The sequence below is a fragment of the Peribacillus sp. TH27 genome (assembly GCF_016650915.1).
GTDB lineage: Bacteria > Bacillota > Bacilli > Bacillales > DSM-1321 > Peribacillus > Peribacillus butanolivorans.
Genome location: NZ_JAEKEV010000003.1, coordinates 91,655 through 117,993 on the forward strand (window position 1 = coordinate 91,655; position 26,339 = coordinate 117,993).

Below are 26,339 nucleotides of genomic sequence, written 5' to 3' on the forward strand. Positions count from 1 at the left end.
TAATTGAATTTTAATTAACAAACGTTAGAAAATAACATTTTTTTCGTTCGTTTTGTAATTATACTACTTAAAAATGAGTGCGTATTACGTTTAAAGGGAGGGGTATTATAATGGCTTTACAGTTAGATCCACATTATTCACCTTATACATCACAACGAAATGTAGTATATGCCAAGAATGGAATGGTCGCTACGTCTCAGCCTTTAGCTGCACAAGCAGGGTTAGATATTTTGAAAAAAGGCGGAAATGCGATTGATGCAGCCATTGCAACAGCTGCTTGTTTGACAGTAGTAGAGCCTACCTCAAACGGAATTGGGGGGGACGCTTTTGCGCTTGTTTGGACTAAAGGACAATTACACGGACTAAATGCAAGCGGTCCAGCACCTATGAATATCTCTATCGAGAAGGTAAAAGAAAATGGACACGAAAGTATGCCAAAGTACGGCTGGCTGCCGGTAACTGTACCAGGTGCTCCGGCAGCTTGGGTAGAATTATCAAAACGTTTTGGCCGACTACCGCTACTAGAAGTTATGAAGCCAGCAATTGAATATGCCGCAAACGGATTTCCTGTTTCACCTACGCTAGGTCGATTTTGGAAAAAGGCATTTGAACAATACAAACGGGAATGTACAGGAGCAGAGTTCGAAGCTTGGTTTGAGACATTTGCTCCTAAGGAACGAGCACCTGAAGTCGGAGAAATATGGTCGTCTCTTGACCACGCTGACACACTAGAAGAAATCGCAAGAACAAACGGAGAAAGCTTTTACAAAGGGGCACTTGCAGAAAAAATTGCAGCAGCTTCTGCGACTTATGGGGGCTATTTAACAAAAGATGATTTAGGAAACTTTAAACCAGAGTGGGTTGATCCCATTAAGGTAAACTATCGCGGTTATGATGTTTGGGAAATCCCACCAAATGGACAAGGTATCGTAGCTCTTATGGCACTAAACATACTAAAAGGATTTGATTTTACAGCAAAAGAAGAAACAAACACATACCACAAACAAATCGAAGCAATGAAACTTGCTTATACTTGCGGCAAGCAATACATTACAGACCCTAAGCATATGGGTGTAACTGCAGAAGAGCTATTAAGTACTTCGTATGGCCAGCAGCGTCAAGCACAGATTGGAAGTGAAGCATGCATGCCAGCTCCAGGTGTACCGCCACGTGGAGGAACGGTATACCTTGCAACAGCAGACGGAGAGGGCAACATGGTATCGTTTATCCAAAGTAATTACATGGGCTTCGGTTCTGCGGTTGTAGTACCAGGAACAGGAATTGCCTTACAAAACCGAGGACATGATTTCAGCCTTGATCCTACTCATTATAATTGCCTTAAGGGCGGTAAGAAAACGTACCATACGATTATTCCAGGTTTTTTAACGAAGGATAATCAACCTGTGGGGCCATTCGGTGTAATGGGGGGATATATGCAGCCGCAAGGGCATGTTCAAGTTATTATGAATACAATAGATTTTCACCTACATCCTCAAGCAGCTTTAGATGCACCAAGATGGCAGTGGAAGAACGAAAAAACAGTAGAAATAGAAAAAACATTCCCATCCCACATTGCAGAAGAATTAGTACGAAAAGGACATGATATTAAAGTGGCGGTAGACTCAGGTTCGTTTGGACGAGGTCAAATTATATGGCGAAATCCTGAAACAGGTGTACTAATTGGTGGCACAGAATCAAGGACAGATGGGGCAATTGCCAGTTGGTAATCCACAGTAAAGGTGCTTCTTGGAGTGATGGCATTTCAATCATTCTATGAATCTTATTTTCAAATAGGAACAGGACACATTCTATTCTTAGGAATAGGCAGTTATTTATTAATGAAAAAAGTGAAAGTACACCCTGGATTAGTAGTATTTGCTTCACTCATATACGGTGCAATCAATTTGTAGTGTAAACACTAGGTAGAGTCTCTATTTAGAGGCTCTACAGATTACACAATAGGGTGTGTTCATAAACCCAACTACTTAATTAACAGATGAGCATTACACTTTATATTTTGAATTTTCAAAAATTAAAGCGCTTTCTTCCCTATATTGATCTTAATTAAAATTAATAGAGTTTAGATGCTTCCTTTACTAAGTTGATTCATGTATTGAACCTATATCATTTTATTATCAAAAAAGGATGTGTTTTCTGTTATGAAATTAAAATGGGTTGTTCTAGCTTTTTTGTCCGTTCTTTACTTGATTAACTTTACAGATAAGGCGATTATAGGGTACGCAGCTATTCCTATTATGGAAGATTTGGATCTTAACTATAGTCAATGGGGTATAGTTGGAAGCAGCTTCTTTTGGTTCTTTTCAATTATGTCTATAGTTGGAGCTGCATTGTCAGATCGAATTGGAACGGGTAAAATGCTCGCTTTCATGGCTATTGGTTTGACAATAGTGCAGTTTGGAGCATTGACAATTTACGGATTACCAATGCTAATTTTGTGTCGTGTCCTGCTAGGTGCTATTGAAGGACCGTTTCATGCAACTGCTATTAGCCATATAAGCAAACATTTCGCTCCTGAACAGCGAGGGCTTGCGATTTCCATTATGAATACAGGTAGCATGATTGCTAAATTTATGGTTCCTCTTCTCATTTACATGATTGGAATTTATGGTTGGCGAATGGTATTGGTTTTTTTAGGAGTATTAAGTATGGTTTGGGCAGTGCTGTGGCTAATGACTTTGAAAGGGGAAAATGAGAGAAATATAGTGAAAAGTGAATCTACCTTAGTTTCCGAGAAAGTAAAATGGTCAGAGATATATCCACTTTTTCTATCTTCTACTTTTATCTTTACTTGCCTTGCTCTTTTCATGGCTTACTGGATTCTTACATGGTCGTTTATATGGATGCCGACCTACCTTGTTAAAATTATCCATTTAACACAAACTCAGATGGGCTATGCTGTAATGTTCATAGGCCTTGGTTCTGCTCTTGGTGGTATACTTATCTCATTTATATCAGATCGGTTACTTAAAAAAACAAAAAATCTTCGACAATCCCGTGTGCTTGTTGCTGGACCATCTCTAATATTAGCAGCTGTATGTTTTTATTCTACAACAGTTGTCCAAAGTACAATTGGAGCAATTATTGCCTTATTTTTGGGAATGGCGTTTGTAAATGGTATGTTTCCACTTGCACCCCAGATTGTGAATCACTTACTTCCTGAACGAAGAGGATTAATGTCAGGTGTTTTGCTAGGGATTGCAAACTTGTCAGGAATTATTGGTCCAGCTGTAATTGGTTTTGTTGTCCAATCTGCAGGAGATAACATTAGGGTCGGTTTTAATTACTCTGTTCTATTGACTGCCACTTTATTATTAATTGCCAGTCTTATTTTCTGCATTTTTACTAAACCTGATAATCATACGAAAAAATCATCGTTATCTTCTAAGGTTATAAATTTATAGAAAATTAACAGATAGGAAAACTAACCACCGACCTCTCCGTATACCGTGTGTACCATCCGGTATAACGCTGGTTCAATTAAGTTAAATTCAGAATTGAAAAAGCCGAAGCACTGAATAAAAAAGAGCATGGTTTGCAAATGAAATTAGTAAGTGAATTAGAACGTTAAAAGCCTACATCCCGTTTTTAAGGATGTAGGCTTTTATTGAATTAATATTAGTTCTTTATTTTAAATGTATTTGTACATTATAATTCTAACACAACTACACAATTGTACAATTACACAAATTCATATTTTCTTCTTTATATTATAGATAATCATTCTTGTTCCACCTGTTTTTTCACTTATATTTTTCACTTGTTGCTTTGAAATAAAGTTTGATCAATAACACCTCATAAGCCGGCATTTTACGATAAATAAAAAGAATCCATTTTGAAAAAAGATTGATCAAAATGGATTCTTATCCAGCAGATTTAAGTTTCGGTTTTATAAAAAAGTTTAATTATTTTCTATCTGTCTGCTCTACAATCGTGCCATATTTGTTGAAAACATTGCAAAGCAAGCCCCTTAGAATGTTGATTCTTCACTCCCACCAATGCTTCATTTCACTGAATCTAACGTCCCATAGTTTAGCGTTCCCGGAAACGATAATCGTAATTTCGTTTTCTTTATAATAAAATGGTATCTCTACAAATTCTGCGCCTTTATTATATTGTTCATTGAACTGAGCTCTTACTTTTCCATCTGCCAGTATAGTGACTTCTCCCTTGAAATCACCATTGTCTGGAATGCCATAATAAGAATAGAGTATGACATCTTTCTTGTTCCCCAAGATGTAAGTGTATGATTTGCTTTTATCCCCTTCACTGTTATACACATTCATTTTTGGTTCTATTTTCTTGCCTGCTACGGTGATACTTGGAAGATTTTCAGTCATAGGCATGGTTCCATTCATTTCTTTCACATCGTGTAATGCTTGAATCGGGCTTTCTCTTGTCGCTACAACATAATTGATAGTTTCCGAGACCACGATTACCCCAACTAGAAGAACACCAATAGATAGAGCCGAAGCAATAAGCTTTTTATAAGAAATTTTTGAAGAAAATCCAACTCTATAGGCGATAAAACCTATCGTTGCACCTAATGTATTGGATATAACATCATCTACATCAAAGCTGCCAAGATAAGTTAAAGCCTGCAGCGATTCCAAAACGAGAATCGTTAAGACAAACAAGGATATGAACTTCCCAAAACTGGAACGATACAACAGAGGAATTACTACTCCAAAAGGGATAAAAGCAGCAATGTTTCCAAAGTTATATAACCACGAAAAAGTTGGTTTTGGAAATTGAAGCGGAACTCCTTCTGGAACAAGCATAAATACATATTCATAATCGCCGGTTGCATGATCTAATCTATTAAAAGCAAAGAACATAAAATATAAAATTAAAATTGTATATAAAATGGTTCCTACAATGATAAATTTCCGTAATTTCGCTTCCATAATCTCTCCTTAATTTCGACATATCATTTACAATAAATCTTATCCTACTAAAATATCAGCTCAAAAAAAACGGGAATATGATAATTCCTGTTCGTTTTTTGTAAACGGTTAAACTTTGTTCAAAACGGTACGACTTTCTTATAAACAATACATCTTATTTCAAACCAACAATAATTGCTAAGAGGTTATTTTTGATTTATTCATGAAATATATATTTGAGAAAAATAAAATTAAAGGCTATGCAAACATTCATCCTATAATAAAGAAGGATGAATGTTTGCTTACTATAAACAATATCTTCACTTAGTATACAACTTTTTTGTCTAGTACATAACTTTATTGTAAAGTATACAATTTTTTGTAATTTAACAGGATCTTTAATCAAACAGTATTTTAAATAATCGAACTTTGTTTTAAATGATCAATCTTTTTTATAAAACTACATCACTGACTCATTTTCATTGAGCAAACGGATTATTTCATTGGAACTATCAGATTAATTATTTGAATAGTCTGAAAATTTTTGATATAATAGAAAAAAGGTCAAGGAGTTGGTTTCCTATGGAAAATAATTTGGCTAATACACCACTACAACCTGAAATAAACGTCAAGGATTCTGAATTTGCTGAAATGGTGATAAACAAAGCCCTTCTTAACTTCCGAAAAGAGCAAATCCGAAAAGAGATTGACCAGTCATTACAGGATAAAAACAAAGAAGAATTCCTACGATTAACAGAGGAATTGAAAAACATTTCTTAAAATGTTGTTTATAAAATGAACTTAACATATTTGTAACTTTAAGAAGTACGCCAAAACGCCAATCCCATTTCTATAAGGGATTGGCGTTTATTTGATTTTTATCGATTAAGCACGATATTATAAATAAGTTATTATTTGTTCCAAAACTCTGTTCATTATTCTGTGTTCAATAACCTACCTGTTTTTATCTTATGTTACAATAAATATAAAGGAAAAATAAGAAAGAGTGATTTGAGTGTTAATTGGATATGCACGTGTGTCGACGGGATTACAAAATTTAGATTTACAGATGGACGCTCTTACGCAATATGGCTGTTCCAAAATTTTTCACGATAAAATGAGTGGGGCAAAAAGACAGCGTCCTGGTTTAGAGGAAGCACTTCAGTATGCACGTGAAGGCGATACGATTGTTGTTTGGCGATTGGATCGATTAGGACGCAATATGCAAGATTTAATTCAAATTGTGAATAGCTTAAATGAACGTGGTGTGGGCTTCCACAGTCTACAAGAAAATTTAACAATGGACAAAAGTAATGCCACAGGCCAATTGATGTTTCATCTATTTGCGGCATTTGCGGAATTTGAACGTAATTTAATTGAGGAACGTTCGGCTGCCGGACGAGCTGCAGCTAGAGCACGTGGTCGTCTTGGGGGGCGTCCTGAAAAATTTGGACCGAAAGATATTGAAATGATGAAGTCACTAATTGAAAATGGTACACCGATTAAAGACGTCGCAGAAAAATGGGGTGTATCTCGAACAACGATTTATCGGTATTTAGAAAAACAGTAAAAATAAGAAACCCAGCTAATCTCTTATGAAGGTAGTTGGGTTTTAAAGCTGCATGGGTAAAATAGCACTTAAAATAAGTGCAAATTATCGCCTAAAGTGACATGCGGGCATACCCTATTTTTTTACCTTTTCCCATAACCAACTCTTCCTTTCAATCTATTTATCTAATTCATTTATTATACAACTTAAATTTTACAAACAAAATCCACTTAAAATAGCATTTTTAATTGTCTACTATGAGTGTACTCTAAATTTACAAATGTTCATTTGAAATAAGGATAAGGTTGTAACTTTGATTTAAATGGATTTCGAAAACGTTCCTATTGGGTGTACTCTATTGGAACGGATTTTTGAGAGTTTTTTTTTCAATAGAAGACTCGATAAGATAAAAGCACTGAACTTAGGTAATTTGGACAAGCATGTATTTTTTCATCCCATATATATAGTAGAAAAAGGAGTGTTGTATATATGGGATGGTATAACAAAAGCTACAATCAGCGTCCTCCACAGCTTCCAATCCCACCAGATCCACCAGAACCACCAGAACCACCAGAACCACCATCAGTATCAGTCTAAGCTGAAATTGGGGTACAGACATCAAAACGAAAACCTGCTTAGCTTGTAATGGGCTGGGCTTTTTTACTTTTTACGGTATGGCGGAAACTATCAGAACCTTGTTATTGAAAAGAAAAGAATGGAAATTAATACAAATAAAAAAACTCCCCGCAGGGAGCTTTCTAATACCAAAACAAAATCCAATCTTTCCTAATCCACGTTTTCCTTCCATCTCTAAACCTTACTATGTAATATTGATCATTTCCGATACCAACGATTATCCCTACTATGAAACTGTTCCATCTTTTCTTTGCCTTGCCTACATAAACTTTCATATTTAACATTTGAATTCCCCCTCTTACTTAATCAAGTGGAGTATATTCTATTAAAATAAACCGTTTAAACCCTCTAGCCATTCAAAATAAAAAAACTCCCCTTATTCATTCACAGGATTTCATAACCCTTGAAAATATATTAACAGTTAAAAGCAATGAGTTCAGATCATTTTGGCTTCGTGGAGGCATAGTTAAATAAAGGAGTAATAGAAAAATCCATATTCTACTAAGTGAGTATTCGAGAGCTATAGCTATCATACCGAGGGAGTTCAACAAACGTAGTGACTAGAACTGTTAAAACGATGAAGATGACGCAACCAAAAGATGTTTGAATCTAATAAGCTATAGTCATTTTTAATCATTTTAATAATCAGTTTATTCTGATATTATAAAAGGGATAAAGATTGGAGGAGGAAATAACATAAAAAGCTTATTTTCAATCTTAAGTACCTTTGTGTTAGTTCTGGTAGGTGGAATGGTATTAGGTACTTCTTCTGCTCAAGCAAGTGTTCCTCAGTATTCTTTTCAAACAGAAGATGGAAAATGGGATGGTGAAATTGGAAATCCTAACAATGGTAGTGACTTAGAGGTAGAACTAGTTTCCCCAATCTATTTAAAGACTTCTTCTGGAAGTAAGTTATTGACTAATTATAGTAACGTATGGTCTCGTCTCTGCAATGCTAGTACTGGAAAGTGCACAGGCTATCATAGCTTAGCAGGTGGAAAGACATTATTCACAGGTATGAAAATAGGTAAATTTTATGTTGATGTGAAAGATGGATACTCTTCTGGCAAAGTATATGGAAAACTACAAATTGTTTTCAAATAACTTGTATTACTTGCTACCCACTCTTAATGGGTAGCTTTTTATATGAAAAGTTTCTAAAAAAAAATTAATATCTAAATATTTTTGTATAATTTATTAAAATTGAGCTTTACTACTGCCCTTTTTTCCAGAAAAGAAGTGAAGTTAACTGAATTGACTAGTACGTTCACAAACGCTACACGAGCCATAATACAACAAGATACAGTAAATGGTGTTTGTGTAGACATGAAATAAAGTTTGATACTTTGTTAATGAACTAACGGGGCAGGTTAGTTGCATAAGAGGTACATATTACCTTCTGTGGATGTAATAATTAATGTTAGAATTTTCATGAGAAAGCGTAAATAAAATGGTCTTCGGGGGCAAATATATGAATTCTTTTTTTAAAAAAATTATGAGCTTGTTCTTTGAAAAAGCTGAACGTAGAGTTAAACCTCTTATGTATGCACAATTAACTGTATTTGTTGGTGTAGTATTTGCTTGGTTTTTAGTGAGGAATAATATTGATAATTATTGGAGCTATTCTGCAATTATGTACCTTATGCTTGGAACAGGAATCCTATTAATTGGCATAGAAAATTTTATAGTTAGAGAAAAAAAGCGTAAGGACTACTTAATTTGGTTTATTAGTGCATTACTCTTTTATTGGATAGCTATTGACTATTATTTCTTCAACTTACAGGTGCGTTAGCTGAAGATCAGAGCTGTCTTTAAGGCAGCTCATTTTCTTACGGAACTAACGGGGCAGGATAGTTCAACAAGGGGATGGATTGTTAAAGAAGATGGTAAATGAACTTAATCGAGCAAGTTAATTTAATAGATTTAAATCGGTTGTTTGATAAAATTACAGAAAATTAAAAAAAGTTCAGGGTGATGTAAAATGAATATTAAAGGATTTTCGATGTCTACTAATAAACAGTATTTAGATGTAGATTTAATACATAATTTTTTGAATCAAGAAGCTTACTGGTCAAAGGGGATACCAAAGGAAACAGTAATAAAGTCAATTGAAAATACGACATTATGTTTTGGGGTTTATAAAGGTGAAATAGGAAATGAAGGTATTGAACAAGTTGGTTTTGCAAGGGTAATAACAGATTTAGCAACATTTGCGTACCTTTGCGATGTGTTTATATTACCAGACTATCGTAAATTGGGATTATCAAAATGGTTAATGGATGTTATCACCAACCATTCCGAACTACAAGAGGTTCGTAGGTTTATGTTAGCTACCAATGATGCACATGCATTATATAAAAAATACGGTTTTAATCAGATTGATAATCCAGAACGATTTATGCAAAAAGTCCGTAAATCCCCATATCAACAATAAGACTATTTCAACAACAGGTGCGAAAGGGATTAGACCCTACATAATCGTGCACAGAATGTCGGATGATTCGTTTCAACTCCTGCTATTCTATTGATATAAGGAGGTCATTGAATGGATTTGCTCAAAAATATGAATGATGCCATTAAATTCATTGAAGAAAATCTTACGAACGAAATCGACTTTAAAGAAGTTGCAAGGCTAGCTTATTGCTCGGAATATCATTTTAAAAGGATGTTTTCGTACCTTGCAGGTATTTCACTATCCGAGTATATCCGCCGAAGACGACTTACGCTTGCAGCGTTTGAGCTTAAAGATAACAACATAAAGGTCATTGATATAGCGATAATGTACGGGTACAGCTCACCAGACTCTTTTGCAAGAGCGTTTCAACATTTGCATGGCATCACACCATCAGAAGCGAGAAGTAATGGCCATTCACTTAAAGCCTATCCACCGATGTCCTTCCAATTATCCATTAAAGGAGGCAGTGAAATGAACTATCGAATTGAAGAAAAAGAGGCATTTCACATAATTGGAATTAAAAAAAGAGTTCCAATCATTTTTAACGGGGTTAATCCAGAGATCGCATCTATGTGGGAAAGTTTAGACGAGAAAACGATAAATGAACTTAAAAACCTATCGAATGTCGAGCCATTAGGACTGCTTAGTGCATCTGCGAACTTTTCCGAAGGAAGGTTGGATGAAAAAGGGGAGCTTGATCATTATATCGGCGCAGCAACAACGAGGGAGTGTCCAGATAACTTAACACAGCTTGAAGTTGATGCATCTACATGGGCGGTATTCGAAGCAGTCGGCCCCTTTCCTGAAACACTGCAAAATGTATGGGGACGTATTTATTCTGAATGGTTCCCATCCTCTAACTATGAACAAATAGATGGGCCGGAAATCCTTTGGAATGAAATTAAAGATGTAACCTCACCAACATTTAGAAGTGAAATATGGATCCCCGTTATGAAAAAGTAAGGATGGACGAAAGATTTAGTCGAAGAGCTGTCCTAAGGCAGCTTTTTCTTATGGAACAAACAGGGCAGGATAATGGAATAAGTGCCAGGTGATATTTGCCATAACGAGCTATAATGATGGTTAGAAAGTGCTTATATAAGGAGATTGAGAAATGCCTGTTATTGAGTATCAGCAATTTATTAAAGCACCAGTTGAATTATGTTTTGACCTTGCGAGGAGCGTGGATATCCATACCAAAACGACAGCGAAAACAAAGGAAATTGCTGTTGATGGTGTGACAGAAGGGCTATTAGAGGAGGGAGATACTGTAACTTGGGAAGCCATTCACTTTGGTATTAAGCAAAGGCTGAAAGCCCAAGTGACATTCATGGAAAAACCAAATAAGTTTGTAGATGTTATGGTGAAGGGAGCCTTCCATTCCTTCGTACACACACATCAGTTTATAGAAGAACCAGGTGGAACTATAATGATAGATAAATTTCAATATAAGTCACCGTTCGGTCCAATTGGAGTTTTAGCTGATAAGTTGTTTTTAGAGAAGTATATGAGAGAATTTATCGTTTCTCGTGCAAAGGCACTGAAAAAGATTGCCGAGAATATGCTCTAACCTTGTTTAACTAACAGGTTGTTGTTGTTGTTGCCTTTTTTTGTTCCAGAAGAGTGGACTTGTTATTATAAAAATGCTTTTAAATTATACAAAAACGACTTGATGGATTAGGAGTAATGGTTGATTAATAGCTGTACTCGTTTTAAAATTACCAGCTCTTAATGAACTAACTGGTGCTTTAGTTCATTAAGAAGAAGAAAAAAAAGTCGATTCCTTAACGTCTTTTACGAACTTTTTTGATTGTTACTTCTTTAAAATAAACTCTGTTAAACAATGCTTTTGATTTTTCTTCTTCAACTAACGAAAAAACGCTAGTTCACATAATCACGCTTATAGGCATGAAAAAAGGATCTTCGATTAAAGATCCTTTTTGCTGCTTGTGAACTAAACTTCCCTGTTAGTCTAAACTCAGATATTTAGTGACGGCCGGTAATCGCATTTTGGGTACCCCAACCATCTGATGAATAAATCCACACTTCGGCCGAAGCTTTATACGGGTCTTTATCCCATAATTGAGGGGTATAACAAGAGGTTTGACCTTTCATTACCATCCCGTTTCCACCGGAAGAAGCACAATCAGTAAATGTTCTCCGAGTAGTGCCATTGGTGTAACTATTTACGATTGCTTTGGCATAATAATTGTACGGAGCAGCAGAATAAAACTTTACATAACCCCAAGCCGTATGACAATAGGCACTTCCTTTTAGCTGTACATATCCAATTTTCACGCCGGTTCTACTATAGATATATTTTGTTTCATAGGTGATTGGACTTTTATCTGCACAACCTGTTGAGTAAGGGTTTGAATAATCATAAGATAGGGCAGATGCTTTATTTATTGGTGTAATTGCAAATATCATTGAAAAGCATAAAACAAACAGTAATAGCCATTTCTTTATAATCCCTTGAGATAATGTCATTTTTTTCTTCTCCTTTAAAATAAGTTTTTAATACCAACTAGTCGGTATTAATCAATTTATTATATGATGAAGAATTTGTTGCGATTAATAAAATATTCAGATTTATTTTAAAAAGGGGGTTGCTATGTTAAATCATCATCAGAAACAATAAAAAAAGAAGCTTCGAAGAGCTTCTTTTTTTATCGACCTAATAGTCGATTCCTTAACATAGGGGTAGCATCAGGAAAATGCGTATTTACAACGATAAGCATTCTGATACAAGTCATATGGACATTATGAACTCTATTTTGTAGGTGATTGGATTGTGTCTAAAAAGGCTCTAAACTATTGAGATTGTGAAAGAATGTACTTAAACTAACGGGGCAGGATAGTTGCATAAGAGGTATTTTCAAATCGGTAAAAATATTACTTTATAGATAATTAAGTAGTTTAGTTTTGTTTTAGAAATGCAGTACCCTCTTGTGATGGGAGGTTATTAAAGTTGTCTACTTTAAACAATATTTTAGGAATAAAGCTATTTATTATCGGAAAAAGAATCATATATCTTAGTACCAATTCATAAAAAATTAAAATTTAATTCATCTAAGTGTATACATCTAATATCACTCATTCGTTGTATAAGTATAGGGGAGACAAAAGATGAAAAAAGAAAATGTATTAACCTCCTTTCTTATCAATTTAGGAGAGGAAGTGTTCAAGCTATTACTAGCGAGAGGAGCAAAAAAAGAAGATGCAGAAGATATAATTCAAAACACCTACTACAAAATTTACACGCTATTGGATAAATTAACAGAGAGCAATATACGTCCTTGGTTTTTTAGAGTATCACTTAATCAATATATTGATTTGAAAAGGAAAAAGGAGCAGCAGAACATTTACTTAACTGAGGAAATTTATTCAAAGCTAACACATATCGATTGCGATTTTGATACGGTTTTAAATAAAGATGAGATTTTTTATTTATTAAAAGACATAAAAAAAGAATACAAAGAAATTTTCTTTTTAAAGTATTACTATGATTTTTCATATGAAGAAATTGCAACTATTTTGGATATTCAAGTAGACAGTGTAAAGCAAAAATTATATCGTGCACGTAAATTTATTCACTCAAAAATAGGAGGACCATATTGATGGAATCTTCGTTAAATGATGCTTTAAAAAAGGCTAAACGAAAACATCTACTAAAAATTATCATCACTTCAATTATTGTAGTACTAATTCTCTTACCTATCTTTTATAAAACAGGTAACTACTTTGCAGCGAAAAGCTCTACAAAGCTTCACGGAAAGCTTTTTTTACATAATGTCATTGCTGAACCTAATATTTATATCGACTCTCAAGTAACAAGTAGTTCATCGATGTTTGGGGGGAACATTATTACAAACCGTTCTAAGAATATTAATGGTTATGTAGTTCAATGGAGCACTCTTACAAGTTCATATGATTGGTTTCGAGTCAATATTGACTCGAACGAGTTAGTACCGGGATTTCATTGGTCTGATACAGAGTTCTATGAGTATGATAAACAGACAAAGAGTAAATCAGCAACATTTTATCATCCATCCATAAAAAAATACTATGATGGTGTACAAAATGAATTAGGGGAGGTTTCGGAAATGGAGAACCACGTTGCAGAAGTTGCCATTTCCTTTGATAAACCATACACGTTACAGGAAATACAAGCAAAAATCCCTGATAATTTAAACATTGTATGGTTGTATATGGCTTCTCCAATTAGTGATGAAAGCAAGGGGCCAGCTGGTATGCCAGTTTATGGGTTTGAACTTTCCGACAACCCTAAAGAATCATATTCAAGCTTTGTCGATGGTCTTAAAGAGTATGATTCAGATTGGGATGATGAAACAATTCAAGAATTTTTAAAGGTAAATAAAAATAAGCAGTTCGGTGAAGTGAAAATTTTAGGGGTAATGCTCACTGGAAAAACAAACAATTTCAAAGCCTTAGAGAATCAAGATTTTATCCGCGGTGCTTCAGTAGGTGCCACTGCACAAGTCGTTCCTTATATTAAACCTGAAAAATAAATATGCAAGAGACCCAATAAAAATTATGTTCTTAATTAACTAAATGGAGAAAGTTTAAGCTTAAGACTGCCAATTAGCAGTCTTTTTTGTTATGAAGCTAACGGTAAAGTGTTCTTGTAAAGAGTGCTAATGAGATTTAATCTATTTTAATACATAGAAACCACAGTTTGTGAATAAATGTACTTAAACTAACGGGTGCGTTAGTTCATTAAGAAGAAGTAAAAAAAGTCGATTCCTTAACGTTGAACTAACGGGTGCGATTCTTCATTAAGAAGGATTGCTTTTTCTTATGCAGCTAAAGGATCAGGTTAGTAAAATAAGGTTTTTGGAACTTTTTAAAGTAATATCCTCTAAAAATAAGGGGGAGGGCGATAAAATGTGGTGTGTTTTTATTGGTATAACACTTCTTCTTTTGGTAATTGCAGGATGTCAATCAAATAATATTGAGGAAGTAGAACTTATTTATCGTTTAAAGTTATTCCCCCATGGCAAAAATGTTTTAAAAAAGAGGTGATTTATTATAGCTACTATTAAAGTTAATGATAATGGTTCACTACGTGTATCAGGGAATGTAGAGCTAGTCGATGGTGAAGGGAATAAAATTGAAACAAAAGAAGCCTTTTCCCTATGCAGATGTGGACTTTCCGATAATAAACCTTTTTGTGACGGATCCCACAAAAGTAATTTCGAAAGCGTAGTTAGGGCTGAATAAAGCTAGTGGGACAGAAGCTTTAGGGCACCCTTTTGGGAAATCGAACCCCAAAAAGCCGCCCGATTCATTTTTCTTTTACGAAAGAGTATGTTGTTGAACTATCGGGTGCGTTAGTTGAGAACCGGGGCTGCCATTTGGTGGCCTTTTTGCTTAATGAACTAAAGGGGCAGATTAGTTCAATAACAAACGTATTATAAAAGTTTGGAAATGAGAAATACGGGAAGTGAAATTGAACTTGAACTTGAATTTACTAAAGTTTCAGCACTAGATGTGTAATAATAGATTATTTGTCTAAATTGGAATCAAATTAACCAATTCCAATATACATTTCCGTTTAGGAAAATGTAACTTCATTGAAGAATTATTGGACAATCCATTTTAATAAACTTATAGATAATCATTTTATATACTCTATATAGTTATTGCAATAATAGGAAGTTTTCCATCAAAGAAGTTTTTATTTAGAATTTCATATACTCGATGTAATTCACTTGTGATTGTTTGCATCATTTATCCTCCTGCGTTCCCTTTTTAATCGTCTTTAAAACAAAGTCAATTGTTCTGGCTCTAACAAAGGCTCCTTCATTCTTATAGAACTTAGTGGGACTAGAGTTCCGTTCATTAATTCTGCGCTGCGCTTCTCTATTTTCACAGACTTAATGATCGCTGTCCGTCCACCAAATACAATGACATCGCCATTCTGATAAGGATAGTCCATACTTCTTTCAACAATTCGCCAAGCAATTGCATAGAGATTCCATTCGTGAAGTTGAGCCCCATCTAAAACATAAAACTTTAAGACATGCAAAATTGTAGAAGGATTATTTGTATAGATAGTCATTCTTGTTACACCTGTTTTTTTACTTATGTTTTTCACTGATTTATTTTCATTGAGTAAACGGATTATTACATCTCCTTTTTAAAATGAAGTTAAATATTTAAAAACTTATGCAAAATATAATGTGTTTTACCTGGAATTTATGCAATTTGCTATGTTCTTCGATTCAATTATTTCTTACTATTAATAACATAAACAGAATTTTCACGATAATTAAGTTGGCAACCTAGGATTAAAGCAACATGCACTGTATGAATTTCTATTAAACATTTTACTAGTATCTTTTTCGAAGAGTACTAGTAGGTCCAGGCGCCTTGCGCTTTTTTAACATTTGGAAGTTTATCAACAGGCGGAATTAGATGATGTCACGACTGTCCAGGCGGCGAACCGTCTTTGCGAAAAGCGCATGGAAGACCGCAAAAAACAAAATAGCTTTTTCACTCACACAACGCGTCGCACAACAGTCGATAATATTTTTGCCATTGGCGACATTGTTGATGGGAGTTAGGAAAGAATTAAAGGATTTAGAGGAGAAAGGATATATTACTATTGGGAAAGGGAGATCTGGTTGTTCAATAACCCAAAAAGGTTTGAGTATAACTTAAATTTAAAGGGATAAATAGGGTTAATACCCCATTTATCCCTTTTCTTTTTTGACTTTTCTTCAATATTAACGTGATTTAAGACTTGGCACAGTTTTTGCAACTACTATAAGAAACATAAAATTTATAAAAGTTTGGGGGGTTTTTTTGAACACTCACGTCATGTGAGCAACGCTGTAACCCTCGCTATCCATGGCTCCCCTCCATAGGAAGTTGGAGCCTCTGAGAAGGAACCGCTTTTTGGTTTCGCAGGAAAAAGCGAAATTGCCTTAGGAGCTGGCTCGTGCAGCTGTAAAGCAGTTTGGGGAAACGATAAAATAAACTTTCTAGTAAATCCTATAGTATATAAGGGTTAGGGAAGGTTGGCTATAAGGTCGCAGAACGTCTATTAGAAGAGGGTGCGACAATTTATGTAAACGATATAAACAAACAGTCACTAAAGATTATATTTGAAAAAGCTGAAACTTTGCCAGGGAAAGTGGAAATTGTTAAAGGTGCTGAAATTTATAGTATAGATGCTGATGTATTTGTACCTTGTGCATTAGGAGGAATAATAAATGACGAACAATTGAAAAGTTGCGAGTAAAGGCAGTCGTAGGTTCCGCAAATAATCAATTGTTAAAAGAGTACCATGGAGAAATTCTTCAAGATAAAGGTATTCTTTATGCCCCTGACTATATAGCAAACTGCGGTGGCTTAATTCAAGTAGCAGATGAACTCTATGGTCCTAATAAAGAACAAGTACTACAAAAAACAAGAGCAATTTATGATTCATTGCTAAAAATTTATGATACATCACAGAAGAGAAATATAACAACAACTGAAGCTGCAAACGGGTTTTGTGAAGCACGCTTAAGATCAAGGAAAAATAATAATAGTTTTTTCTTACACAACAAGAGGCCTAAATGGCAAGTAAACTAGCATATAGTCAATATTTTAATTTTAAACGTGGGGTGATTAGATGAATTATGAAACTCAATATCCAATTCAGCAGATTCTTGATAAAGAGGGCAATATGGTAGATGAGTATTATAAAGACGAAATATCAAAAGATTTAGTACAAACATTCTATCAACATTTAATAAAGGTAAGAAACTTTGATAGAAAAGCTAAAAACTTACAACGTCAAGGGCGTTTAGGAACATATGCCTTATTTGAAGGACAGGAAGCAGCACAAGTTGGAAGTGCATTAGCACTAGATAAGAATGATTGGATGTTTCCCACTTATCGCGACCATGGTGCAAGTATTACATTTGGTCATTCCCTTACTACGACACTTTCTTATTGGAACGGACGCTTTGAAGGTGGCGTTCCCCCTGAAGGGAAACGAATTGTTCCGCCTTCAGTTCCAATTGCAACGCAGATACCATTAGCTGCAGGGGCTGCATTAGCTGAAAGACGTAAAGGTACTACTCAAGCTGTAATCTCTTATTTTGGAGATGGAGCTACTTCAGAAGGAGATTTCCATGAGGGATTAAACTTTGCAAGCGTGTTTAAAGCACCAGTAGTGTTTTTTAATCAAAACAACAGTTATGCAATTTCTGTACCAATTTGGAAACAAATGAACTCGAAGACTATTGCTCAAAAATCAGTGGCTTATGATATACCTGGTGTAAGAATAGATGGGAATGATATATTCATAGTTTACTTTGAAACGAAAAAGGCGTTAGAAAGAGCTCGGAAAGGTGAAGGACCAACGCTCATTGAAGCTGTCACATGGAGATATGGAGCTCATACTACAGCGGATGATCCAACTAAATATCGTGATCAAGAAGAAAGTGAAAAGCGACGTGAGTTTGACCCAGTTACTCGTCTAGAGAAGTTTATGAAAAGCAATGGATATTGGGACAATGCTTGGGTTCAGCAAGTACAAGAACAAGCAGATGATGAGGTAAATCAAGCTGTAATGGATTTAGAAGCGATGCCAGAAGCTGATATAAACGATATTTATGATCATATCTTTGCTGAGCCAACTTGGACAATTAAAGAGCAGAAGGAAGCTTATTTCAAATATTTGCGAGGTGAAGGGTAATGACAACATTAACAAAAACTAGCCAATTAACGTTAATTCAAGCGATAACGGATGGAATGCGAATAATGCTTGAAGAACGTGAAGAGGTTCTCGTACTCGGAGAAGATATTGGTAAAAATGGAGGGGTATTCCGAGCAACTGATGGTTTACAAGAAGAGTTTGGTGAAGATCGTGTTATTGATACTCCACTAAGCGAAGCGGGTATCATCGGTTCTTCAATTGGTATGGCAATGAATGGCTTATTACCAATTGCTGAAATCCAATTCTTAGGTTTTATTTATCCTGCATATGAGCAAATTATGACTCACGCTACTCGTATGCGCTATCGCTCTAAGGGTGCTTTCACTGTTCCTCTAGTTATTCGTGCTCCATATGGTGCGGGTGTTCGTGCACCTGAAATACACTCTGATAGTGTAGAGGCGCTATTTACACATATGCCTGGAATTAAAGTTGTTTGTCCTTCTAACCCTTATGATGCAAAAGGTCTTTTAATTTCAGCTGTAGAGGATCCAGATCCTGTATTATTTTTAGAATCATTAAGGTCTTATCGTTCAGTGCGTGGGGAAGTACCTGAAGGAAAGTATACAATTGAAATTGGTAAAGGTAAAAAAGTAAGAGAAGGCGACGATGTGACACTTATTGCATGGGGAGCTATGATACCTGTAGCAATGAAAGCAGCAGAAGAAGCTGAGAAGAATAGGGTTCAATGTGATGTGATTGATTTACTTACATTATACCCAATTGATAAAAACATAATTGCTGAATCTGTTCAAAAAACAGGCCGTTGTGTAATCGTACATGAAGCTCATGCAACAGGTGGATTAGGTAACGATATTGTTTCTATTATAAATGATACATCTTTCTTATCCTTAAAAGCACCAATTAGACGTGTGACTGGTGCGGATGTACATGTTCCATTCTTTGCATTAGAGGATCATTATTTACCAACTCCAGCTCGTGTTAAGGAAGCGATTGATAAAGTCATCAATTTCTAGGAGGAGAAAAAATGGTTGAAGTAAAATTACATGATATTGGTGAAGGGATTCACGAAGGTGATATTCTTACCTATTTTGTAAAAGTAGGCGACCGTGTTACAGTTGATCAGCCACTCGTTGAAGTTCATACAGAAAAAATGGTTGCAGAACTTACATCCCCAGCTTCTGGTATTGTTAAAGAACTAATGATTGAACCAGGTACAACGATCGAAATTGGTACAACGGTTTTAACCATAGAAGCAGAAGGTAGTTCAGCTTTACAAACAAATGAAACGGAAGTAAAAGCTGAAAAATTAACTCCAAAAAATGCGGAAACCAAAATGGAAGCACCTCAGCGCGGCAAAAATAAAGGAAGAGGACTTGCAGCTCCTTATACTCGTAAAATTGCTCGTGATCATGGAGTAGATATTAACCTTATTGAAGGAACTGGTCCTGCAGGGCGCGTTACTGAAAAAGATGTGATTCGCTTTGCTCGAAATAGAGAAGAGAATGCTGCTGGTGTTGAAATAACTTCAACACCAGCAACTACTACAGCATCTCAAACAACAGAAGTAGAAACTGTTGAGCCTGATGTGATTCCGTTTAAAGGAATTCGAAAGCAAATTGCAAAGAAAATGTCACAATCTTTATATACGATTCCTCATGTTACTCATTTTGAAGAGATTGACATGACGAACTTACTTGATTATCGTAAAGAATTAAAAGCAATTGATGTTAATATTTCAGTTGTTGCATTCTTTATTAAAGCACTAGCAGTATCTCTAAAAGACTTCCCAATCTTCAATGCAAAGTTAGATGAAGAAAATGAAGTGATTCGACTTGAAAAAGTAGTTCACATGGGTTTAGCAACAGATTCAGAACAAGGGTTAATCGTACCAGTTTTACGTGATGCTCATAAAAAGTCACTTCGTCAAATTCATGCTGACATGAAAGAGCTAACGAAGAAAACGCAAGAAGGAAAACTATCTGGAAAAGAAATGTCAGGAAGCACATTTACAATTAGTAATGTAGGTCCAATGGGAAGTATTGGAGCAACTCCTATCATTAACTATCCAGAAACAGGCTTAATTGCATTCCATAAAACGAAGAAAATGCCAGTAGTAAATGAAAACGATGAAATAGTGATTCGTTCAATTATGAATATCTCAATGTCATTCGATCACCGTGTTGCAGATGGTGGAACAGCAGTAGCATTTACAAATAGATTTAAAAAATTAATAGAAGCACCAAACCTATTATTTTTGGAGCTCAACTAAATAGTTTTTTCTACTACAGCTCACAAAAATGAAATGTTGAGTATTGGAAATTTAATAATTCAATGGAAAAAGCCTCGTATAAGGATTTTCAGAAAACAGCGGAGGTGTTTTGTTAACAATTGAGTGGCATGGGTAATATCTCTTTCTTATTAGCGAACTTATTCTATCTTTATTAATTTAAAGCAAACCTTGTTTTGGAGGAAGAATTGTTGATAGTTGAAGGGGATATCTACAGGAAACGTGACTATATAGACTATGATCCATTCTTTAATTATATTATTTTTCTAGAATTAAAAGTAAATATAGAAATCAACGGAGATAATATTAAAATTTTACCAGTTATATGTAATCGTTCAAGAATCAGATATAAAGTAGGAGATAGTATTAAGTTACAAGGCCGGCTACTATTTAAAAAGATTAGTACTTCCATGGGAACAAGGTGTGTATCGCCAGTACCGGTATTTAAACTGAAAGAGTAATGGGTCAATGTAGATTATATGTAATGATAGAAAATAAAGTGTTTATTATGTGGGAATAAAGATTTTTTTAATATCTAGATATCTAACAATCTTATGTGTAGTGAAAATTAAGAGTTTCAGAGTATGTAGGAGGTAGACTTTTATGGTTGTTGGAGATTTTCCAATAGAATTAGAAACCCTTGTTGTTGGAGCTGGTCCTGGTGGATATGTTGCAGCAATACATGCGGCACGACTTGGACAAAGAGTAGCAATAGTTGATAGAGGGAATCTTGGTGGCGTTTGTTTAAATGTTGGCTGTATTCCATCTAAAGCTTTAATTTCTGCTGGACATCGTTATAATCATGCTAAACACTCTGAGGAGATGGGAATTATTGCAGAAAATGTAAGAGTTGATTTTACTAAAGTCCAAGAATGGAAAGAAAACATTGTAAAAAAGTTGACTGTCGGAGTTGATGGCTTACTAAAAGGTAATAAAGTAGAAATATTAAGTGGTGAAGCTTATTTTGTGGATAAAAATACAGTTAGTATTATGGATGAAATGAAATCTCAAACTTATAAATTTAAACATGCGATTATTGCAACTGGCTCACGTCCAATTGAAATTCCTTCTTTTAAATATACTGAACGTGTTATTGACTCAACAGGGGCATTAAATTTAAAAGAGATCCCTAAAAGATTAATTGTGATTGGCGGAGGCTATATTGGAACAGAGCTTGGTTCAGCATACGCTAACTTTGGGACGGAAGTTGTTATTCTAGAAGGTGCAGAACAGATTCTTGCTGGCTTTGAAAAGCAAATGACCCAAATTATAGAAAAACGGTTAAAGAAAAAAGGGGTATCTGTTCATACGAACGCAATGGCAAGAGGGGTTAAAGAGACAGCAGATAGTGTAAAGGTGACAGTTGAGATTAATGGAAATACTGAAACATTTGAAGCAGATTATTGTTTAGTAACTGTAGGTAGAATTCCTAATACTAATGAAATTGGCTTAGAACAAGTTGGTATTGGACTAACCGAACGTGGACTAATTAAAATTGATAAGCAATGTCGCACAACAGTCGATAATATTTTTGCCATTGGCGACATTGTTGATGGGCCGCAACTTGCACATAAAGCTTCATATGAGGGGAAGGTTGCTGCTGAAGTCATATGTGGTGAGAATTCTGAGATTGATTATTATGGAATTCCGGCAGTTTGCTTTACAGATCCGGAGCTAGCGTCTGTAGGCTATACAGAAGAAGAGGCAAAAAAAGAGGGAATAGAAGTGAACGTTAGTAAATTCCCATTCCAAGCTAACGGTCGTGCACTATCTTTAAATGATGCAGAAGGTTTTGTAAAGCTAGTAACACGAAAGGAAGATAATGTAGTTATTGGTGGTCAGATTGTTGGTCCTAATGCTTCTGACATTATATCAGAAATTAGTTTAGCTCTTGAAACTTGTACGCGTGTGGAAGATATAGCTATGACAATCCATGCACATCCTACATTAGGAGAGATAACAATGGATGCGGCTGAAACTCTAATGAGGAAGTTGTAAAAAATATATTTAAAAGGAATTGATACTATACTATATAAATTATTAACTGCCACCTGGGATGAAGAATAATGAAACAGTTCAACTTTATTGAACTAGGAATCAGTATTTGATTGTGTAATTTATTCATTGGGATATTGTGACAAACATGGAACATATTCTGTAGGAAAGATAGTAAGTTAGTCAATCTAATAGGCTAATCTGATAGTGATGTTATATTGGATTTAAATTCGATAATCCCCCCCTTAGTGTATTTTAGGGCTAGAGAATAAGCTGTCAAAAGTGTTTACAGTTATGTATATTAATAAATTATTTTGAAAGGAGGGGGGTGGAGTGAATGATCGTCCAGAAAAATATTGTAAGGAATCACTTGTAGTAAAAACTAGTCGAGTTTTTACTCAAGATACTAATAACCATAATACCTTATTTGGCGGTAAACTAATGAGCTACATTGATGATGTTGCATCAATATCAGCCGGAAAGCATTCAAGGTGTGATACAGTCACAGCATCAACTGACTCAGTTGACTTCTTACTTTCCATTGGACAATGCGATTCAGTCAGTTTAATATCATATGTTTCCTGGACAGGTAAAACATCTATGGAGATTTTTGTGAAAATAATTAAAGAGGATTTAAAAACTGGTAAGAAACAGCTTGCAGCAACATCCTTCTTAACTTTTGTAGCACTAAATACTTTGGGTAAACCACAACTTGTTCCACAAGTCATTCCAGAAACAGATGAAGAAAAAATGTTATATAGGACAGCTAAGAATAGAAGTATAGAGCGAATAAAACGAAAACAGGAGAGTAAAGCATTAGTAAAAAAAATTGGTAAATCACTTGCAAATTATGATAATAATTTATTAATTTAAAGCAAGTAGAAATTTTTCATATTTAAGGTTCAACGTCAATGTTGGGGTGAATTGATTATTCCCCCCTTTTTCCAACGTGAACCCCCATTTTAAATACTTATGTGTTAATAAATCTTCGCTTAAAAACGAATCTCTAATTTTGTACCATAATTATGTAAGTAATGTTTTATAGTTTTCTTGTAAAATATAAATCGGTTCTTTAGTCTCGCCATCTGCAATAATGAGCTCTACTTTCGTATTGATGACAATTACTTTGAATAACTCTTTTGGTTCAGCTATATCATCGAATCGTCTTACAAAAGTTGTTGGAGAAGTCCACATATTTCAGCTGTATCCATAAACATTTTTCCTTTAATACTACGAATTTGAATCGCCTGGTAAAACTCAAGGGAATTTATCCTCAGTTGTTTCCACTTTCTTCTCCTAATCCAGGTAATACTTTGTTAGAATTTATTATGCGCGTATCCCCACTCTATGCTTGTTTCTAACAATTCAAGGATAAAGAATTGGTGATATCGTGCATTTTTTATTTCTTAAAATTGTGTTAAAACTCCAACATTTATTATAGAACTTTACTTAACCATAATTTTATGGTTTTAAAAACTATCTTAATTTCCAGGGACCCCATTTGGTGTCTATAAACAATCAGGTTTTGGTCAAGAGTTGTGCATTGAAACTTTTGATACACAGAGCAAAAAAGTGTTCTTTCTTATTTATGGAAGTATTGATTAATCCGTTTAGTGTATAGGTGAAAAAATAGATATAATACTTTCAAAGGTGAAATTAATCTAATATTATTATAATAAAATTAAAAATCCCATACAGGATGAGGTGGTTGTCATTAATAGATCTATAAGAATAGCTATTATTGCCGGAAGAGAAGAAACAGCTTTGAACTTAACTAAACAACTAAAGGTTCTAATTGGGGAGTATATTTCATTTTTTCCTTTTTCAATGCAGCAGTGGGCTAATAACAAAATAAAATTCGATCTAGTTTTAGTAAGTACACAAACTATGTTTATGCATAAACGTTCTCCAAATATTAATACAGATACTGAAATTCTTTATATTAGGAGAACATTGCTAAAAGAAAGTTGGGAAAAATTACTTTCTTTTACTCCAGGAAAAAAGGTGCTATTAATCAATGACAATAAAGATTCAGCTGAAGAAACGATTTCATTATTATATGAATTAGGGGCAAGGCATATTGATTTAGTTCCTGCATATCCAGACATGGAAATAATACCAGATATAAAAGATGGAGTAACTCCTGGAGAGCAAAATGAAATAACAGACAGTATAAAAAATATAACTAATATTAAAGAAAGAGTAATAGATACAAGTACAATAGTGGACATATTATCTCGATTTGATTTATTAAATGGTAAGTTACAAAAAATAATAAATGATTACTCTAGAAAAATAGTCCCAAGGTCAATTGGACTACAAACAACAATGCGAGACCTAATTGATAATAAAAATTATTTAACACAAACTTTGAATAATGTTCAAGATGGAGTGACAGCGTTTGATTCAAACAAAAAAATTATCATATTTAATAGAGTGGCAGAGCAACTCTTTGAACAACATTCATGGGATGTAATTGGTAAACCTATTGATTACTTAATGAGTAGTGTATTTAGCAACTTTGATCATTTAATAGATGTTAAGCATAAAGTTTGTTTTATAAAGAAACAAAAAGTGATAGTAGATGTTGTTTTATTAGAAAACCTGGATGGTATTCATATTGGAGGCATCATTACTTTTAAAATTGCAAAAGAAGTTGAAGAATTAGAGATGAAATTACGGTTAAAAATAAAAGAAAGCGGACATATCGCGAAATACAAATTTAATGATATTATTTCAAAATCAAGTAAAATAGAACAAGTAAAAAAACAAGCTAAAAAAATGGCATTAAGTGATTCCAATGTTTTAATTATCGGAGAGAGTGGAACAGGAAAAGAGTTATTTGCTAATTCAATACACAACTATTCTTCTAGAAATCCATTTCCATTCGTAGCGGTTAATTGTAGTGCTTTGCCTGATAATTTGTTAGAAAGTGAATTGTTTGGTTATGAAGAAGGTGCATTTACTGGGGCGAAAAGAGGAGGAAAGAAAGGATTATTTGAGCAAGCACATAGAGGAACTATTTTCTTGGATGAAATTGGTGATATTTCTTCTAACCTTCAGAGTAGATTATTGCGTGTGTTACAGCAAAAGGAAGTATTGAGAGTAGGGGGAACCAAAGTAATACCGGTTGATGTAAGAGTAATAGCGGCAACAAATAAAGATTTATTTCATTTAGTTCAAGAAAGGCAATTTAGAGATGACCTATATTACCGTTTAAAAGTCCTGCAATTAAATATCCCCCCATTACGAGAGAGAGTTGAAGATATCTTTCCCCTTATCAAACATTTTATGTTTAAAAAACGTACTCAGTTAACCTTTAGTTCTGAAGCTCAATATTGTTTAGAATCTTATAATTGGCCCGGTAATATAAGAGAATTAGAAAATATGGTTGAATGCCTAGGTATAATGGCTGATGGGGAAATAATTGAAACAGACCTACCATTTCCCAATTTATTTTTTGAAGAAGATAGAAAAAATAAAAAAGAGTATAGTAGAATCCCAGTTCGAATATCCCAAAAGGAGTTACAGAATTTTTTAATAACATCAATACACGAAATGAATCAGCAGGGAATAGGAGCTGGTCGAAGATCATTAATGATTAAAGCAAAATATATGGGGATATATTGTAGTGAGATGGGAGTTAGGCAAGAATTAAAGGATTTAGAGGAGAAAGGATATATTACTATTGGGAAAGGGAGATCTGGTTGTTCAATAACCCAAAAAGGTTTGAGTATAACTTAAATTTAAAGGGATAAATAGGGTTAATACCCCATTTATCCCTTTTCTTTTTTGACTTTTCTTCAATATTAACG

Annotated in this window: 26 protein-coding genes and 1 pseudogene; 22 read left to right on the top strand and 5 right to left on the bottom strand. The window is 34.5% G+C overall.

The features are described from left to right. Positions 1-110: 110 nt before the first annotated feature. From ggt to JFU24_RS29370, 3 genes are all read left to right on the top strand, one after another. Positions 111-1,727, top strand: a complete 1,617-nt coding sequence (ggt, locus tag JFU24_RS29360) for a gamma-glutamyltransferase (protein WP_201251031.1) — start codon at positions 111-113, stop codon at positions 1,725-1,727. Between the two features lie 24 nt (positions 1,728-1,751). Further along, positions 1,752-1,910: a hypothetical protein gene (locus JFU24_RS29365; RefSeq protein WP_201225691.1), complete on the top strand. Its 159-nt coding sequence runs from the start codon at positions 1,752-1,754 to the stop codon at positions 1,908-1,910. 249 nt (positions 1,911-2,159) lie between these two features. Beyond that, positions 2,160-3,422 carry an MFS transporter gene (locus tag JFU24_RS29370; RefSeq protein ID WP_201184510.1) on the top strand — a complete coding sequence of 421 codons (1,263 nt, stop codon included), beginning with the start codon at positions 2,160-2,162 and terminating at the stop codon, positions 3,420-3,422. A gap of 582 nt (positions 3,423-4,004) precedes the next feature. On the opposite strand, the gene JFU24_RS29375 is transcribed toward JFU24_RS29370, so the two are convergent. Next, the gene (locus JFU24_RS29375) at positions 4,005-4,925 is read right to left on the bottom strand and encodes a VanZ family protein (protein WP_201184507.1); all 921 of its coding nucleotides are present in this window, start codon (positions 4,923-4,925) and stop codon (positions 4,005-4,007) included. 561 nt (positions 4,926-5,486) lie between these two features. On the opposite strand from JFU24_RS29375, the gene JFU24_RS29380 reads away from it, so the two are divergent. Both JFU24_RS29380 and JFU24_RS29385 read left to right on the top strand, forming a co-directional pair. Beyond that, the gene (locus JFU24_RS29380; protein ID WP_201184504.1) at positions 5,487-5,684 is read left to right on the top strand and encodes an IDEAL domain-containing protein; all 198 of its coding nucleotides are present in this window, start codon (positions 5,487-5,489) and stop codon (positions 5,682-5,684) included. A 235-nt stretch (positions 5,685-5,919) separates the two neighbouring features. Continuing rightward, complete coding sequence (locus tag JFU24_RS29385) at positions 5,920-6,474, top strand: recombinase family protein (RefSeq protein ID WP_201251032.1); 555 nt, start codon at positions 5,920-5,922, stop codon at positions 6,472-6,474. Positions 6,475-7,211: 737 nt separating this feature from the next. Here JFU24_RS29385 and JFU24_RS29390 read toward each other — a convergent pair. Continuing rightward, positions 7,212-7,373: a hypothetical protein gene (locus JFU24_RS29390; protein ID WP_201251033.1), complete on the bottom strand. Its 162-nt coding sequence runs from the start codon at positions 7,371-7,373 to the stop codon at positions 7,212-7,214. Between the two features lie 466 nt (positions 7,374-7,839). On the opposite strand from JFU24_RS29390, the gene JFU24_RS29395 reads away from it, so the two are divergent. The 5 genes from JFU24_RS29395 (at position 7,840) to JFU24_RS29415 (ending at position 11,114) form a co-directional block, all read left to right on the top strand. Beyond that, positions 7,840-8,193: a hypothetical protein gene (locus JFU24_RS29395; RefSeq protein WP_207203276.1), complete on the top strand. Its 354-nt coding sequence runs from the start codon at positions 7,840-7,842 to the stop codon at positions 8,191-8,193. 367 nt (positions 8,194-8,560) lie between these two features. After that, positions 8,561-8,881 carry a hypothetical protein gene (locus JFU24_RS29400; protein ID WP_201251034.1) on the top strand — a complete coding sequence of 107 codons (321 nt, stop codon included), beginning with the start codon at positions 8,561-8,563 and terminating at the stop codon, positions 8,879-8,881. Positions 8,882-9,070: 189 nt separating this feature from the next. After that, entirely contained in the window at positions 9,071-9,523 is a 453-nt protein-coding gene (locus JFU24_RS29405) for a GNAT family N-acetyltransferase (protein WP_056521532.1), read from the top strand. A gap of 111 nt (positions 9,524-9,634) precedes the next feature. Continuing rightward, positions 9,635-10,507 carry an AraC family transcriptional regulator gene (locus tag JFU24_RS29410; RefSeq protein ID WP_201251035.1) on the top strand — a complete coding sequence of 291 codons (873 nt, stop codon included), beginning with the start codon at positions 9,635-9,637 and terminating at the stop codon, positions 10,505-10,507. A 151-nt stretch (positions 10,508-10,658) separates the two neighbouring features. Continuing rightward, a complete protein-coding gene (locus JFU24_RS29415) occupies positions 10,659-11,114 on the top strand; it encodes an SRPBCC family protein (RefSeq protein WP_201251036.1) in 456 nt (151 codons plus the stop codon). 416 nt (positions 11,115-11,530) lie between these two features. Here the strand turns inward: JFU24_RS29415 and JFU24_RS29420 are convergent, their stop codons facing one another. Then, the gene (locus JFU24_RS29420; RefSeq protein ID WP_201251037.1) at positions 11,531-12,034 is read right to left on the bottom strand and encodes a DUF2690 domain-containing protein; all 504 of its coding nucleotides are present in this window, start codon (positions 12,032-12,034) and stop codon (positions 11,531-11,533) included. Positions 12,035-12,673: 639 nt separating this feature from the next. On the opposite strand from JFU24_RS29420, the gene JFU24_RS29425 reads away from it, so the two are divergent. The 4 genes from JFU24_RS29425 to JFU24_RS29440 all read left to right on the top strand — a co-directional run bounded on the left by JFU24_RS29425 (position 12,674) and on the right by JFU24_RS29440 (position 14,788). Continuing rightward, positions 12,674-13,165, top strand: coding sequence for an RNA polymerase sigma factor (locus JFU24_RS29425; RefSeq protein WP_201251038.1), 492 nt, complete (start codon positions 12,674-12,676; stop codon positions 13,163-13,165). Next, complete coding sequence (locus JFU24_RS29430; RefSeq protein ID WP_201251039.1) at positions 13,165-14,076, top strand: sigma factor regulator N-terminal domain-containing protein; 912 nt, start codon at positions 13,165-13,167, stop codon at positions 14,074-14,076. The genes JFU24_RS29425 and JFU24_RS29430 overlap by 1 nt, the downstream gene beginning before the upstream one ends. A 289-nt stretch (positions 14,077-14,365) precedes the next feature. Further along, complete coding sequence (locus JFU24_RS29435) at positions 14,366-14,590, top strand: hypothetical protein (protein WP_201251040.1); 225 nt, start codon at positions 14,366-14,368, stop codon at positions 14,588-14,590. 3 nt (positions 14,591-14,593) lie between these two features. Next, positions 14,594-14,788 (top strand): CDGSH iron-sulfur domain-containing protein, encoded by a 195-nt coding sequence (locus JFU24_RS29440; protein WP_081109037.1) that lies wholly within the window; start codon positions 14,594-14,596, stop codon positions 14,786-14,788. Positions 14,789-15,329: 541 nt separating this feature from the next. Here JFU24_RS29440 and JFU24_RS29445 read toward each other — a convergent pair. Continuing rightward, the gene (locus JFU24_RS29445; protein ID WP_201251041.1) at positions 15,330-15,629 is read right to left on the bottom strand and encodes a hypothetical protein; all 300 of its coding nucleotides are present in this window, start codon (positions 15,627-15,629) and stop codon (positions 15,330-15,332) included. A gap of 948 nt (positions 15,630-16,577) precedes the next feature. Between JFU24_RS29445 and JFU24_RS30520 the strand changes: the two are divergent. The 7 genes and pseudogenes from JFU24_RS30520 to JFU24_RS29480 all read left to right on the top strand — a co-directional run. After that, positions 16,578-17,149, top strand: a pseudogene (locus JFU24_RS30520) (Glu/Leu/Phe/Val dehydrogenase family protein); the annotation flags it as partial. A gap of 40 nt (positions 17,150-17,189) precedes the next feature. Continuing rightward, positions 17,190-18,260: a pyruvate dehydrogenase (acetyl-transferring) E1 component subunit alpha gene (gene pdhA / locus JFU24_RS29455; protein ID WP_201251043.1), complete on the top strand. Its 1,071-nt coding sequence runs from the start codon at positions 17,190-17,192 to the stop codon at positions 18,258-18,260. Continuing rightward, positions 18,260-19,255, top strand: a complete 996-nt coding sequence (locus JFU24_RS29460; protein WP_201251044.1) for an alpha-ketoacid dehydrogenase subunit beta — start codon at positions 18,260-18,262, stop codon at positions 19,253-19,255. Before pdhA ends, JFU24_RS29460 begins: the two co-directional genes overlap by 1 nt. A gap of 11 nt (positions 19,256-19,266) precedes the next feature. Then, positions 19,267-20,511 (top strand): dihydrolipoamide acetyltransferase family protein, encoded by a 1,245-nt coding sequence (locus JFU24_RS29465; protein WP_201251045.1) that lies wholly within the window; start codon positions 19,267-19,269, stop codon positions 20,509-20,511. A 209-nt stretch (positions 20,512-20,720) separates the two neighbouring features. Beyond that, positions 20,721-20,990: a hypothetical protein gene (locus JFU24_RS29470; RefSeq protein WP_201251046.1), complete on the top strand. Its 270-nt coding sequence runs from the start codon at positions 20,721-20,723 to the stop codon at positions 20,988-20,990. 142 nt (positions 20,991-21,132) lie between these two features. Further along, positions 21,133-22,527, top strand: a complete 1,395-nt coding sequence (gene lpdA, locus JFU24_RS29475; protein ID WP_201251047.1) for a dihydrolipoyl dehydrogenase — start codon at positions 21,133-21,135, stop codon at positions 22,525-22,527. Positions 22,528-22,857: 330 nt separating this feature from the next. Further along, complete coding sequence (locus JFU24_RS29480; protein ID WP_201251048.1) at positions 22,858-23,397, top strand: hotdog domain-containing protein; 540 nt, start codon at positions 22,858-22,860, stop codon at positions 23,395-23,397. A 150-nt stretch (positions 23,398-23,547) separates the two neighbouring features. On the opposite strand, the gene JFU24_RS29485 is transcribed toward JFU24_RS29480, so the two are convergent. Next, on the bottom strand, positions 23,548-23,718 hold the full coding sequence (locus JFU24_RS29485; RefSeq protein WP_201251049.1) for a hypothetical protein: 171 nt from the start codon (positions 23,716-23,718) through the stop codon (positions 23,548-23,550). A 510-nt stretch (positions 23,719-24,228) separates the two neighbouring features. Here JFU24_RS29485 and JFU24_RS31090 point away from each other — a divergent pair. Beyond that, a complete protein-coding gene (locus JFU24_RS31090) occupies positions 24,229-26,268 on the top strand; it encodes a sigma 54-interacting transcriptional regulator (protein ID WP_201251050.1) in 2,040 nt (679 codons plus the stop codon). Positions 26,269-26,339 lie beyond the last annotated feature (71 nt).